12 protein-coding genes are annotated in these 11,996 nt (G+C 73.5%); 8 read left to right on the forward strand and 4 right to left on the reverse strand.

Going from position 1 to position 11,996, the window contains the following annotated elements:
- Positions 1 to 10: 10 nt before the first annotated feature.
- Positions 11 to 1,186, reverse strand: a complete 1,176-nt coding sequence (locus ABZ924_RS11970; protein WP_361907206.1) for an 8-amino-7-oxononanoate synthase — start codon at positions 1,184 to 1,186, stop codon at positions 11 to 13.
- A 154-nt stretch (positions 1,187 to 1,340) separates the two neighbouring features.
- Here ABZ924_RS11970 and bioB point away from each other — a divergent pair, with 154 nt between their 5' ends.
- The 3 genes from bioB to bioD all read left to right on the forward strand — a co-directional run bounded on the left by bioB (position 1,341) and on the right by bioD (position 4,666).
- Complete coding sequence (bioB, locus tag ABZ924_RS11975) at positions 1,341 to 2,564, forward strand: biotin synthase BioB (protein WP_361907208.1); 1,224 nt, start codon at positions 1,341 to 1,343, stop codon at positions 2,562 to 2,564.
- Between the two features lie 67 nt (positions 2,565 to 2,631).
- Entirely contained in the window at positions 2,632 to 3,945 is a 1,314-nt protein-coding gene (locus ABZ924_RS11980; protein ID WP_361907280.1) for an adenosylmethionine--8-amino-7-oxononanoate transaminase, read from the forward strand.
- Position 3,946: 1 nt separating this feature from the next.
- A complete protein-coding gene (gene bioD / locus ABZ924_RS11985) occupies positions 3,947 to 4,666 on the forward strand; it encodes a dethiobiotin synthase (protein WP_361907210.1) in 720 nt (239 codons plus the stop codon).
- Between the two features lie 121 nt (positions 4,667 to 4,787).
- Here the strand turns inward: bioD and ABZ924_RS11990 are convergent, their stop codons facing one another.
- Entirely contained in the window at positions 4,788 to 5,213 is a 426-nt protein-coding gene (locus ABZ924_RS11990) for a GNAT family N-acetyltransferase (RefSeq protein WP_361907212.1), read from the reverse strand.
- A 235-nt stretch (positions 5,214 to 5,448) separates the two neighbouring features.
- Here ABZ924_RS11990 and ABZ924_RS11995 point away from each other — a divergent pair, with 235 nt between their 5' ends.
- The 5 genes from ABZ924_RS11995 to mug all read left to right on the forward strand — a co-directional run bounded on the left by ABZ924_RS11995 (position 5,449) and on the right by mug (position 10,759).
- Positions 5,449 to 6,789, forward strand: coding sequence for a hemolysin family protein (locus ABZ924_RS11995; protein WP_361907214.1), 1,341 nt, complete (start codon positions 5,449 to 5,451; stop codon positions 6,787 to 6,789).
- Positions 6,786 to 7,811 carry a hemolysin family protein gene (locus ABZ924_RS12000; RefSeq protein ID WP_361907216.1) on the forward strand — a complete coding sequence of 342 codons (1,026 nt, stop codon included), beginning with the start codon at positions 6,786 to 6,788 and terminating at the stop codon, positions 7,809 to 7,811. The genes ABZ924_RS11995 and ABZ924_RS12000 overlap by 4 nt, the downstream gene beginning before the upstream one ends.
- 103 nt (positions 7,812 to 7,914) lie before the next feature.
- A complete protein-coding gene (locus tag ABZ924_RS12005) occupies positions 7,915 to 8,706 on the forward strand; it encodes an SGNH/GDSL hydrolase family protein (RefSeq protein WP_361907218.1) in 792 nt (263 codons plus the stop codon).
- Positions 8,707 to 8,777: 71 nt separating this feature from the next.
- Entirely contained in the window at positions 8,778 to 10,211 is a 1,434-nt protein-coding gene (gene purB / locus ABZ924_RS12010) for an adenylosuccinate lyase (RefSeq protein ID WP_361907220.1), read from the forward strand.
- Positions 10,208 to 10,759 carry a G/U mismatch-specific DNA glycosylase gene (gene mug, locus ABZ924_RS12015; RefSeq protein WP_361907282.1) on the forward strand — a complete coding sequence of 184 codons (552 nt, stop codon included), beginning with the start codon at positions 10,208 to 10,210 and terminating at the stop codon, positions 10,757 to 10,759. The genes purB and mug overlap by 4 nt, the downstream gene beginning before the upstream one ends.
- Here mug and ABZ924_RS12020 read toward each other — a convergent pair.
- Entirely contained in the window at positions 10,756 to 11,190 is a 435-nt protein-coding gene (locus tag ABZ924_RS12020) for a hypothetical protein (protein ID WP_361907222.1), read from the reverse strand. The genes mug and ABZ924_RS12020 overlap by 4 nt on opposite strands.
- Positions 11,191 to 11,239: 49 nt before the next feature.
- Positions 11,240 to 11,992: an ABC transporter permease gene (locus ABZ924_RS12025; RefSeq protein ID WP_361907224.1), complete on the reverse strand. Its 753-nt coding sequence runs from the start codon at positions 11,990 to 11,992 to the stop codon at positions 11,240 to 11,242.
- Positions 11,993 to 11,996 lie beyond the last annotated feature (4 nt).

Here is an 11,996-nt window from a genome sequence, read left to right on the forward strand (position 1 = left end):
CCCGGACGTCCTAGGGCGCGTCCGCGGCTCCGGCCGGGGCGGTCCGCAGGATCGTCTCGACGGCCCGGTCGATCTCGTCCCCCGTGAGATCGGCCCGAGCGGTCAGCCGCAGCCGGGAGATGCCGTCCGGGACGGACGGCGGACGGAAGCACCCGACGGACAGACCCGCCTCGCGGCAGTCGGCGGCCCAGCGAAGTGCCGCCGCGGCCGACGGGGCCCGTACCGACACCACGGCCGCGTCCGGCCTGGCCGCGGTCAGGCCGGACGCAGTGAGCCGCCCGTACAGCCGGCCGGCCACCTCCATGGCCCGGGCGGCGCGCTCCGGTTCGCGCTGCAGCAGCTTCAGGCTCGCCAGCGCCGCGCCCGCGGCGGCGGGCGCCAGCCCCGTGTCGAAGATGAAGGTCCGCGCCGTGTTGACCAGGTGCCGGATCACCTTGGCCGGGCCGAGCACGGCCCCGCCCTGGCTGCCGAGGGACTTCGACAGGGTCAGCGTGGCGACCACGTCGGGCGCCCCCGCGAGGCCGGCCGCATGCAGTGCGCCGCGGCCGCCCTCGCCCAGCACGCCGAGGCCGTGCGCGTCGTCCACGACCAAGGCCGCGCCCTCCTCGCGGCAGGCGGCCGCGTACGCGGCGAGCGGAGCCGCGTCCCCGTCCACGGAGAACACCGAATCGCTGACCAGCAGGGCCCGGCCCTCGTGGGTGGCGAGCGTCTTGCGCGCGGCCTCCGGATCCGAGTGGGGGATCACCGCGGTCCCGGCGCGCGAGAGCCGGCAGCCGTCCACGATCGAGGCGTGGTTGCCCGCGTCGGAGACGACCAGGGTGCCCCGGTCGCTGAGCGCGGTGACGGCCGCGAGATTGGCCGCGTACCCGGAGGACAGCACCAGCGCCGCCTCGAACCCGCAGAACTGCGCGAGCTCCCGCTCGAGCTCCCCGTGAAGCTCGGTCGTGCCGGTGACCAGGCGCGATCCAGTGGCCCCGGCTCCCCACCGCTCGGCCGCATCGCGTGCTCCGCGCACCGTCTCGGGGTGCCGGGACAGGCCCAGGTAGTCGTTGCTCGCGAGGTCCAGCAGCGGCGAGTCGGCCGGGCGCGGGCGCAGCGTCCGGACGAGTCCGGCCTGTTCACGGGCCTGCTCCGCCCCGTCGATCCAGGCGAACACGTCATCGGGCTCGGGGCGGGGCTGGGGCATCGGGTCTCCGCGTTTTGTCGGCTGTCCACAGGCGATGCCCGACCCTAACGGGCGAGACTCGAGCGCCAGGTGTGGCGATACACACACTCCGTTCCGGCCATGTTGTGCGATCTCTCCTTGGCCGGGAGTGGTCGTGTGGTCCAGGATCGGCGTCATGGACCTGCTGAACACCCTGGTGGACAAGGGGCTGCGGCGCGAGCTGCCGACCCGCGAAGAGGCACTCGCCGTACTGGCGACCTCTGACGACGAACTGCTCGACGTAGTGGCCGCGGCCGGCAAGGTGCGCCGCCAGTGGTTCGGGCGTCGGGTCAAGCTGAACTACCTGGTCAACCTGAAGTCCGGGCTCTGCCCGGAGGACTGCTCGTACTGCTCCCAGCGCCTGGGCTCGAAGGCCGACATCCTCAAGTACACGTGGCTGAAGCCGGAGGAGGCCTCCGCGGCCGCCGCGGCGGGTGTCGCGGGCGGCGCGAAGCGCGTGTGCCTGGTGGCGAGCGGCCGCGGCCCGACGGACCGGGACGTGGAGCGGGTCGGCAGGACGATCGAGGCGATCAAGGAGCAGAACGAGGACATCGAGGTCTGCGCCTGCCTCGGCCTGCTCACCGACGGCCAGGCGGAGCGTCTGAAGGACGCGGGCGCCGACGCCTACAACCACAACCTCAACACGTCCGAGGCGACGTACGGCCAGATCACCAAGACCCACACCTACGCGGACCGCGTCGACACGGTGCAGAAGGCGCACGCCGCCGGCCTGTCGGCCTGCTCCGGCCTGATCGCGGGCATGGGCGAGAGCGACGAGGACCTGGTCGACGTGGTCTTCTCGCTGCGCGAGCTGGACCCCGACTCGGTGCCGGTCAACTTCCTCATCCCCTTCGAGGGCACCCCGCTGGCCAAGGAGTGGAACCTCACCCCGCAGCGCTGCCTGCGCATCCTGGCGATGGTCCGGTTCGTCTGCCCCGACATCGAGGTCCGCCTCGCGGGCGGCCGCGAGGTGCACCTGCGCAGCATGCAGCCGCTCGCCCTGCAGGTGGTGAACTCGATCTTCCTCGGGGACTACCTCACCAGCGAGGGCCAGGCCGGGCAGGCCGACCTCGACATGATCGCGGACGCCGGCTTCGAGGTGGAGGGCGCCGGTACGTCGTCCCTGCCCGCGCACCGCGCCGACGCCGCCGCGGCGGCTGCCGCCGCTGCTGCCGCTTCCGCGTCCCACGGGCCGTGCGGTTCCGCGGCGGCCGAGGCCGGCTGCGGCTCGGCCTGCGGCGGCTGCTCGGGCCACGGGCACGAGGCCGTGCCCGCGCAGGCGGAGCCGGGCGAGGTGCGCCCGGACCTGGTCGCGGTGCGCCGCCGGGGCGCGGGGACGGATCTCGCCCCCAATGCCTGATCCGCAGCACGGCCGGTCCGCGCGGGACGGCATGTCCGCGCGGGACGGCATGTCCGCGCCGGACGGCATGTCCGAGCGTTACGGCCCCTTGTCGGCCGCCGACCTGCTCGCGCTGGACCGGCAGCACGTCTGGCATCCGTACGGGCCCATGCCGGGGCGGCAGGAGCCGCTGGTCGTCTCCTCCGCCTCGGGGGTCCGGCTGCGGCTCGCCGAACCCGCACAGGGGCAGGACGAGCTGGTCGACGGCATGTCGTCCTGGTGGTCGGCCATCCACGGCTACAACCACCCGGCCCTGAACGAGGCCGCGGCCGACCAGCTCGGCCGGATGTCGCACGTGATGTTCGGCGGGCTCACCCACGAGCCCGCCGTCCGGCTGGCCGCGAAACTCGTCGAGATCACCCCGGCCGGCCTGGAGCACGTCTTCCTCGCCGACTCCGGCTCCGTCGCGGTCGAGGTCGCGGCGAAGATGTGCCTGCAGTACTGGCGCTCGATCGGCCGGCGCGGCAAGACCCGGCTGATGACCTGGCGCGGCGGCTACCACGGGGACACCTGGACGCCGATGGCCGTCTGCGACCCCGAGGGCGGCATGCACGAGCTCTGGTCGGGCGTGCTGCCGCGCCAGGTGTTCGCCGACGTGCCGCCGGGCGGGTTCTCCGCGCCGGTGGACCCCGCGTACGTGGACCACCTGCGCTCCCTGATCGCCGCGCACGCCGCCGAGCTCGCCGCGGTGATCGTGGAGCCGGTGGTCCAGGGCGCGGGCGGCATGCGCTTCCACAACCCGGGCTACCTGCGGGTGCTGCGCGAGCTGTGCGACGAGTACGACGTCCTGCTGGTCCTGGACGAGATCGCGACCGGCTTCGGCCGCACCGGGGCCCTGTTCGCCGCGGACCACGCGGGGATCACCCCGGACGTGATGTGCCTGGGCAAGTCCCTGACCGGCGGCTACCTCACGCTGGCGGCGACCCTGTGCACGGAGCGCGTGGCGGCGGGCATCTCGCAGGGCGAGGTGCCGGTGCTGGCCCACGGGCCGACGTTCATGGGCAACCCGCTGGCCACGGCCGTGGCGCTGGCCTCGATCGAGCTGCTGCTCGGCCAGGACTGGCAGCGCGAGGTCAAGCGGATCGAGGCCGGGCTCCTGGAGGGGCTGGCACCTGCCCGTGCGCTACCCGGCGTACGGGACGTGCGCGTGCTCGGCGCCATCGGGGTGGTCCAGCTGACGCACGAGGTCGACATGGCGGCCGCCACCCGGGCCGCGGTCCGGGAGGGCGTGTGGCTGCGTCCGTTCCGCGACCTCGTCTACACCATGCCGCCGTTCGTGACGGGCGACGCCGACGTGGCCCGGATCTGCCGCGCGGTGTGCGCGGCGGCGAAGGAGGGCTGAGATGGGCGTCCTCGTCGTGTCCGGCACGGGCACGGAGATCGGCAAGACCGTGGTCACGTCCGCGATCGCGGCCGCCGCGGCGGCCCGGGGCCGTTCGGTGGCGGTGCTCAAGCCCGCCCAGACGGGTCTGGAGCCGGGCGTCCCCGGCGATGCGGCGGAGGCGGCCCGGCTGGCGGGCCCCTCGGTGACGCCCGTGGAACTGGCCCGCTATCCGGAGCCCTTGGCCCCGGACACCGCGGCCCGGCGGGCGGGGCTCGCGACCGTGTCGCCGGAGGCGGTCGCGGAGGCCGCGCAGAAGCTCGCCGCCTCGCACGACCTGGTCCTGGTGGAGGGGGCGGGCGGTCTGCTGGTCCGCTTCGACGAGGCGGGGCGCACCCTGGCGGACGCGGCGCGGCTGCTGGACGCCCCGGTCCTGGTGGTCGCCCCGGCGGCCCTCGGCACCCTCAACTCCACGACCCTGACGGCCGAGGCCCTGCGCGCCCGCGGGCTGACCGCGCAGGGGGTGGTCATCGGCAGCTGGCCCGCCGAGCCCGACCTGGCCTGCCGCTGCAACCTGGCGGACCTGCCGGACTCGTCCGGGCTGCCGCTGCTGGGGGCGGTCCCCGAGGGCTCCGGGGCGCTGTCCCCCGAGGCCTTCCGGGCCGCGGCGCCGACGTGGCTGGCCCCGGCCCTGTCGGGGACCTGGTCGGCGGAGTCCTTCCTGGCCGCCTGGCCGGCCTGACCTGAAGGCCGGGCTGACGGGCCTGACCCGCCTTGCCGGCCTTGCCGGCCTGACCGGCCTGACCGGCCGCCGCTCGCACGGCGAAGCGCCCCGTCCCAGGACGGGGCGCTTCGGCGTTCCTTCACCCCTTCAGCGGCTTGACCCAGCGCGTCCATTGGTCCTCGGGGTGGTAGCCGGCTGCGCCCCACGCCCCGTGCGCCTGCTCGTTGCGGTCGAGCGCCATCGCATCGGCGCGCCTCCCGCCGAGCTCCTCGAAGCGCTCCTCGGCAGCGGTCAGCAGGGCCGAGCCGATGCCGCGGCGGCGGTGCTCCGGATGCACCGCGAGCCGGTAGAGGTGGCAGCGCCAGCCGTCGAACCCGGCGATCACGGTCCCGACCAGCTCCCCGTCACGGCGGGCCAGCAGCAGCGCCTGCGGATCGCGGGCGTGCAGGCGGCCGATTCCGGCGAGGTCGTCGCTGATGCTCGTCCCCTCCGCGGCGGTCTTCCAGAAGTCCAGGACGGCGGCGAGATCGTCGCTCGAGGCGGGTCCGATATGAAGATCACTCATGCTCGGATCCCATCACCCGCCCGCCACTCCACCCAAAGGATGAAGACGGCACTTTGCCGATCCTTTACCATGGTGGGCGACGGTTCCTGCTGCCGAAACCGCAAGGAAAGGTGTGAGCATCCGCCCATGGGCGAGCCCCCGGTACCCGACGTCGCCGTACCCGATACCGCCGCTGCGGCCGACACCGCGCGTCGGCCCTCTTCCTGGCTGATCATGGGAACGAGGTGACCGACCGATGACCGAAGTGCTCCTGCTCGTCGTGGCACTGCTGCTCTGCCTTGCCTGCGGAGCGTTCGTCGCGGCCGAGTTCTCTCTGACCACCGTCGAGCGCAGCGAGCTCGAACGGGCCGTCGAGCGCGGCGAGCGCGGCGCCGAGAGCGCCTTGGCCGCCGTCCGCAGCCTGACCTTCCAGCTGTCCGGCGCCCAGCTCGGCATCACCGTGACCGGCCTGATCATCGGCATGATCTCCAAGCCGTCGATCGCCGCGCTCCTGCAGGGTCCGTTCGAGGCGATGGGGCTGTCGGCCGCGGCCGCCTCCTCGACCGCCCTGATGCTCGGGACCGTGCTGTCCACGGTCGTCCTGATGGTCATCGGCGAGCTGGTGCCCAAGAACTGGGCGATCTCCTCCCCGCTGGCCGTCGCCAAGCGCGTGGCGACCATGCAGCGGGTCTTCAGCCGGACCTTCAGGCCGTTCATCAGCCATCTGAACACCACCGCGAACCACATGGTCCGCCGGTTCGGCCTGGAGCCGGCCGAGGAGCTGGCCTCCGCGCGCACGCCGCAGGAGCTGGTGGCCCTGGCCCGGCACTCGGCCAAGGCGGGCGCCCTGGAGAAGGACACCGCCGAGCTGTTCGTGCGGACCCTGAACCTGGCCGACCTGACCGCGGAGAACGTCATGACCCCGCGCGTCCAGGTCACCGCGCTCGACGTGCAGACCACCGCCGAGGACGTGGCCAACGCGACGCTCGCGACCGGCCTGTCCCGCTTCCCCGTCTACCGGGGCAGCCTCGACACCGTCGTCGGCACCGTCCACATCAAGGACGTGCTCGCCCTGCCCGCCGAGCGGCGCCTGCACCACCCCGTCGCGCAGCTGCTGCGCGCGCCGCTGTTCGTACCGGAGTCCCTGACCGTGGACCGGCTGCTGGACCGGCTCTCCGGCAAGCAGACGATGGCCGTCGTCATCGACGAATACGGCGGCACGGCCGGCGTGGCAACGCTGGAGGACATCGTCGAGGAGGTCGTCGGCGAGGTGCACGACGAGCACGACCCGCACGAGACCCCCGACCTGGCCCCGGCCGGGACGGACGCCTCCGGGCGCCTCCTGTACGCCGCCGACGGCGCCGCGCGCACCGACCAGCTCCGGCGGATCGGGCTGCGCGTGCCGGAGGGCCCCTACGAGACCCTCGCCGGACTCATAGCCACCGCACTGGGCCGGATCCCGGCCGTCGGCGACAGCCTGGAGCTGGCCGGCTGGCGGATCGACGTGGTGGACGCCCGCGGCCGCCGGGCCGCCCGGGTGCTGCTGCACGCGCCGGCCGCACCCGCACAGGACACGGACCGGGAGGGCGAGCGATGACCGTGCTGCAGCTGCTGATCGGCCTGGCGACCCTGGTCGTCAACGCCTTCTTCGTCGGCGCCGAGTTCGCACTGATCTCGGTCCGGCGCAGCCAGATCGAGCCGTACGCCGAGCAGGGCGACCGGCGGGGCCGCTCGGTCCTGTGGGGCCTGGAACACGTCTCGGCGCTGATGGCGGCGGCCCAGCTGGGCATCACCCTGTGCACCCTGGTGCTGGGCGTGGTGGCTGAGCCGGCCATCGCGCACCTGCTGACGCCCTTGTTCGACCTGGTCGGGATCCCCTCCGAGGTGACCCACGCGGTCTCCTTCGTGATCGCGCTGGCGCTGGCCACGTACCTGCACATGCTCTTCGGCGAGATGCTCCCGAAGAACGTGGCGCTGGCCGAGCCGGTGCGCACCGCGCTGCTGCTGGGGCCGCCGCTGGTGGCCCTCACCCGGGCGCTGAAGCCGGTGATCTTCGCGATCAACGCCTTCGCCAACCTCCTGCTGCGGCTGCTGCGGGTGGACGCCAAGGGCGAGGTCTCCGCGACGTTCTCCGACGACGAGCTCGCCCGGATCGTGAAGGACTCCAGCGATGCCGGGCTCATCGACGACCGGGCGAGCGAGCGCCTGCACGACGCCCTGGAGCTGGGCCGCCGTCCCGTCCGGGACGTGGTGCTGCCGTCGGACCGCGTCGTCGCTGCCCGGCTGGGCATCACCCCGGCGGCCCTGGAGCGGCTCTCGGCCGAGTCCGGGTACTCCCGCTTCCCGGTGACCGAGGGCCAGGCCCGGATCCTCGGATACCTCCACGTCAAGGACGCCCTGGACGCCAGCGGGGCGGAGCGGGAGGCGCCCTTCCCCGCGTCCGCGCTGCGCCCGATCGCCCAGGTCCGCGCAGAGACCCCGCTGGACGACGTCCTCACCGCGATGCGGCGCAGCCGCACGCACTTGGCCGCCGTCCTCGGGCCGGACGGGGCGATGACGGGCCTGGTGACGATGGAGGACGTGCTGAGGGAGCTCTTCGGCCGACCCGCCTCCGCCTGAGGCCCGCCACAGCCGGGCCCCGGCCGCTCCCGGTCTGTCCCGGCCCGCCGTGCCCAACCCGGCCCGCCCCGCCGGGATACCGCCCGGTAGCATCGCTTCCGCCATGCGGATCAATGCGTCTTACACCAGCTTCGTCGCCGTCGGCGACTCCTTCACCGAGGGCATGTCCGACCTGCTGCCGGACGGCTCCTACCGCGGCTGGGCCGATCTGCTCGCCGCCCGGCTGGCCGCGCGGGAGCCGGGCTTCCGGTATGCCAACCTCGCGGTCCGCGGCAAGCTGATCGGGCAGATCGCCGAGGAGCAGGTCCCCGCCGCGGCGGCGATGCGCGCCGACGTGGTGACCCTGGTCGGCGGGCTCAACGACGCGCTGCGGCCCAAGGTCGACATGGGCCGGGTCCGCGGCCACCTGGAGGAGGCCGTCGGCCTCCTCGCCCCCTCCTGCAAGACGCTGGTGCTCATGCGCTCCCCGGGGCGCAACGGCCCGGTGATGGAGCGCTTCCGGCCGCGGATGGAGGAGCTCTTCGCCGTCGTCGAGGAGCTCGCCGCCCGGCACGGCGCCCTGGTGGTCGACCTGTACGGGGCCGAGGTCCTCGGCGACCAGCGGATGTGGGACGTGGACCGGCTGCACCTGACGGCCGAGGGCCACCGGCGGGTGGCGGAGGCGGTCTGGCAGACTCTGGGACTGCCGGCCGAGGAGGACTGGCGCGCCGGTCTCCCGCCGGCCGTGCGGCCGGGCTGGGCGGTGCGCCGCTCGCAGGACCTCGGCTTCGCCCGGCAGCACCTGCTGCCCTGGATCGGGCGCCGGCTGACGGGCCGCTCCTCCGGGGACGGACGGCCGGCCAAGCGCCCGGAGCTGGTGCCGTACGAGGCCACCGTCGGCGAGCTGCCCTCGTAGCAAAGCACAATCCGAGGCAGGGGTCCGACCTGCGTAAACGCACAGCGGCGGCCCAAGTAGAATCCCTACACGTGACAGCCAAGCCCCGCATCCCCAATGTCCTGGCCGGCCGCTACGCTTCCCCGGAGCTCGCCGTCCTGTGGTCCCCCGAGTACAAGGTGACGCTGGAGCGGCGGCTGTGGCTCGCCGTGCTGCGCGCCCAGAAGGACCTCGGCATCGACGTCCCGGACGCCGCGCTCGCCGACTACGAGCGCGTGCTCGAGACCGTCGACCTCGCCTCGATCGCCGAGCGCGAGAAGGTCACCCGCCACGACGTGAAGGCCCGCATCGAGGAGTTCAACGCCCTCGCCGGCCACGAGCACGTCCACAAGGGCATGACCTCCCGCGACCTGACCGAGAACGTCGAGCAGCTCCAGATCCGGCTCTCCCTCGAGCTGGCCCGTGACCGCACGGTCGCCGTCCTCGCCCGCCTCGGCAAGCTGGCCGGCGAGCACGCCGAGCTGGTCATGGCCGGCCGCTCCCACAACGTCGCCGCGCAGGCGACGACCCTGGGCAAGCGGTTCGCCACCGCGGCCGACGAGCTGCTGGTCGCCTTCGACCGCCTGGAGGACCTGATCGGCCGCTACCCGCTGCGCGGGATCAAGGGCCCGGTCGGCACCGCCCAGGACATGCTCGACCTGCTCGGCGGCGACGCCGCCAAGCTCGCCGACCTGGAGCAGCGCATCGCCTCCCACCTCGGCTTCGCCCAGGCCTTCACCTCGGTCGGCCAGGTCTACCCCCGCTCCCTCGACTACGACGTGGTCACCGCGCTGGTCCAGCTGGCCGCCGCCCCGTCCTCGATCGCGAAGACGATCCGCCTGATGGCCGGCCACGAGCTGGTCACCGAGGGCTTCAAGCCCGGCCAGGTCGGCTCGTCCGCGATGCCGCACAAGATGAACACCCGCTCCTGCGAGCGTGTGAACGGCCTGATGGTCATCCTGCGCGGCTACGCCTCGATGACCGGTGAGCTCGCCGGCGACCAGTGGAACGAGGGCGACGTCTCCTGCTCCGTGGTCCGCCGCGTGGCCCTGCCCGACGCGTTCTTCGCCTTCGACGGCCTGCTGGAGACCTTCCTGACCGTCCTCGACGAGTTCGGCGCCTTCCCGGCCGTCGTCGCCCGTGAGCTGGACCGCTACCTGCCGTTCCTCGCGACCACCAAGGTCCTGATGGGCGCGGTCCGCGCCGGCGTCGGCCGCGAGGCCGCCCACGAGGTCATCAAGGAGCACGCGGTCGCCTCCGCGCTCGCGATGCGCGAGCAGGGCGCCGAGCGCAACGAGCTGCTGGACAAGCTGGCCGCCGACGAGCGGATGCCGCTGGACCGGGCCCAGCTCGACGCCCTGATGGCCGACAAGCTGTCCTTCACGGGCGCCGCCGGCGACCAGGTCTCGGCGGTGGTCTCCCGCATCGAGGCCATCGCGAAGCAGTACCCGGAGGCCGCCGGGTACGCACCGGGGTCGATCCTCTGACCCCCGAAGAGCTCGAAGCCGCCCGCGACCGCCTCGTCCCCGACGTGGTCGCGGGCGGTCTGCGTGTGCTGTTCTGCGGAATCAACCCCGGTCTCCTCTCCGCCGCGACGGGCCACCACTTCGCCCGCCCCGGCAACCGCTTCTGGCCCGTCCTGCACCTGTCCGGCTTCACGCCCCGCCGCCTGGCCCCCGCCGAGCAGCAGGAGCTGCTCCTCTACGGCCTCGGCATCACCAACGTCGCCGCCCGCGCCACCGCCCGCGCCGACGAACTGAGCCGCGAGGAGCTGGTCGAGGGCGGCCGCATCCTGGAGGCCAAGGTGGAGGCGCTGCGCCCCCGCTGGCTGGCCGTCGCAGGCGTCACTGCCTACCGCACCGCCTTCGGCGAACGCCACGCCCGGATCGGCCCCCAGGACCGGACGATCGGCTCCACCCGGATCTGGGCCCTGCCCAACCCCAGCGGGCTCAACGCCCACTGGACCGCCCAGACCATGGCCGAGGAGTTCGCCCGCCTCCGCGCGGCCGCCGACGCGGACGCACCCGGTCATTAGGGCGGGTCGACCACCGTGACCGCGACCATCAGCTGGGGCGAGTGGTCGGCCCCCCAGTGGGCCGTGTAGACGGCGACCCAGCGGTCCCCGGCCCGCCACAAGTGCAGGTGGTCGCTGGTGTCACCGATCTCCCGCCACGGCTGCGGCACCTCCTCTCCCCCGTCCCGCAGCCGCAGACTGCCGAGACTGAACGTGTCGGCCTTCCCCCAGCGCTCCTCCAACCGGTGGGTCAGGGCCTCGTACTCGGCGGACACCTGGTCCTCGTGCGCCGCCCGGTCGGCCGCGTCCTCGTCGCCGTACCACCGGCTGCCGCCCAGCTCGGCGAGGTGGTACCCCGGGCCGCTCGTCCCCACGTCCGACCGGCCGTGCTCGGTGGGGAACTCCCTGGCCCGCAGCCGTTCGATCGTCTCGAGATGCTGTGCCGTGGTCATGCCGTCAGTATTCCGCCGAGCACTGACAACTGGCCCTCCGTCATGCGTGTCAGGCGTCGCGGCGGCGCACCGCCGCCCAGCCGCCGATCAGCGCGGCCAGCGTCCACAGGGCCATCACTCCCAGGCCGGTCCAGGGGCCCAGCTCGCCCCACGGCTCGACGCGCATCACCATCTGCCCCGCACGGTCCGGGAGGTACTGCGCGGCCCCGCCCGCAACGTCGCCCACGACGAAGGAGACGACCAGGATGAACGGTATGAGGATGCTGAGCGTCGCCGCCGCGCTGCGGAACACGGCCGTGATGCCGGCAGCGAACAGGGACATCAGGGTCAGGTAGAGCCCGCAGCCGACGACGGCGCGCAGTGCGCCCTCGTCCCCCAGGCCGATGGCGTACCGGCCCATGAAGGCCTGGCCGCCGAGGAAGGTCGCGAAGGCGGTCGCCTCGCCGACCAGGAAGGCGAGCCCGCCCACCGTGAGCACCTTCGTGAGGTAGAAGCGGGTGCGGTTCGGCACCGACGTCAGCGTGATCCGCAGGGCGTTGTTGTGGAACTCGCTCGAGATGGCGTTCGCACCGAACGCGATGGCCGCTGTCTGCCCGAACATCAGCCCGTAGAAGGCGGCGAACATCGGGTCCGACCCCATGCTGCCTTCCTCGGCGGTCCCGATGGCGGCGGCGGTCAGCATCTGGAACCCGGTGACGGCCACGAAGGTCGCGACGAGCGACCCGACGATGCCGCGCAGCGAGCGTATCTTGATCCATTCCGCGTGCAGGGCGGCTCGGGTGGGCAGGGCGGTGGTGGACATGGCG

This window comes from Streptomyces sp. NPDC046876, assembly GCF_040645035.1.
Taxonomy (GTDB): Bacteria; Actinomycetota; Actinomycetes; order Streptomycetales; family Streptomycetaceae; genus Streptomyces.

Excerpts from the sequence above, each read along its gene's own strand:
- ABZ924_RS11970 (WP_361907206.1), bottom strand. The coding sequence starts at position 1,186 with ATGCCCCAGCCCCGCCCCGAGCCCGATGACGTGTTCGCCTGGATCGAC.
- bioB (WP_361907208.1), top strand. The coding sequence starts at position 1,341 with ATGGACCTGCTGAACACCCTGGTGGACAAGGGGCTGCGGCGCGAGCTG.
- ABZ924_RS11980 (WP_361907280.1), top strand. The coding sequence starts at position 2,632 with ATGTCCGAGCGTTACGGCCCCTTGTCGGCCGCCGACCTGCTCGCGCTG.
- bioD (WP_361907210.1), top strand. The coding sequence starts at position 3,947 with ATGGGCGTCCTCGTCGTGTCCGGCACGGGCACGGAGATCGGCAAGACC.
- ABZ924_RS11990 (WP_361907212.1), bottom strand. The coding sequence starts at position 5,213 with ATGAGTGATCTTCATATCGGACCCGCCTCGAGCGACGATCTCGCCGCC.
- ABZ924_RS11995 (WP_361907214.1), top strand. The coding sequence starts at position 5,449 with ATGACCGAAGTGCTCCTGCTCGTCGTGGCACTGCTGCTCTGCCTTGCC.
- ABZ924_RS12000 (WP_361907216.1), top strand. The coding sequence starts at position 6,786 with ATGACCGTGCTGCAGCTGCTGATCGGCCTGGCGACCCTGGTCGTCAAC.
- ABZ924_RS12005 (WP_361907218.1), top strand. The coding sequence starts at position 7,915 with ATGCGGATCAATGCGTCTTACACCAGCTTCGTCGCCGTCGGCGACTCC.
- ABZ924_RS12020 (WP_361907222.1), bottom strand. The coding sequence starts at position 11,190 with ATGACCACGGCACAGCATCTCGAGACGATCGAACGGCTGCGGGCCAGG.
- ABZ924_RS12025 (WP_361907224.1), bottom strand. The coding sequence starts at position 11,992 with ATGTCCACCACCGCCCTGCCCACCCGAGCCGCCCTGCACGCGGAATGG.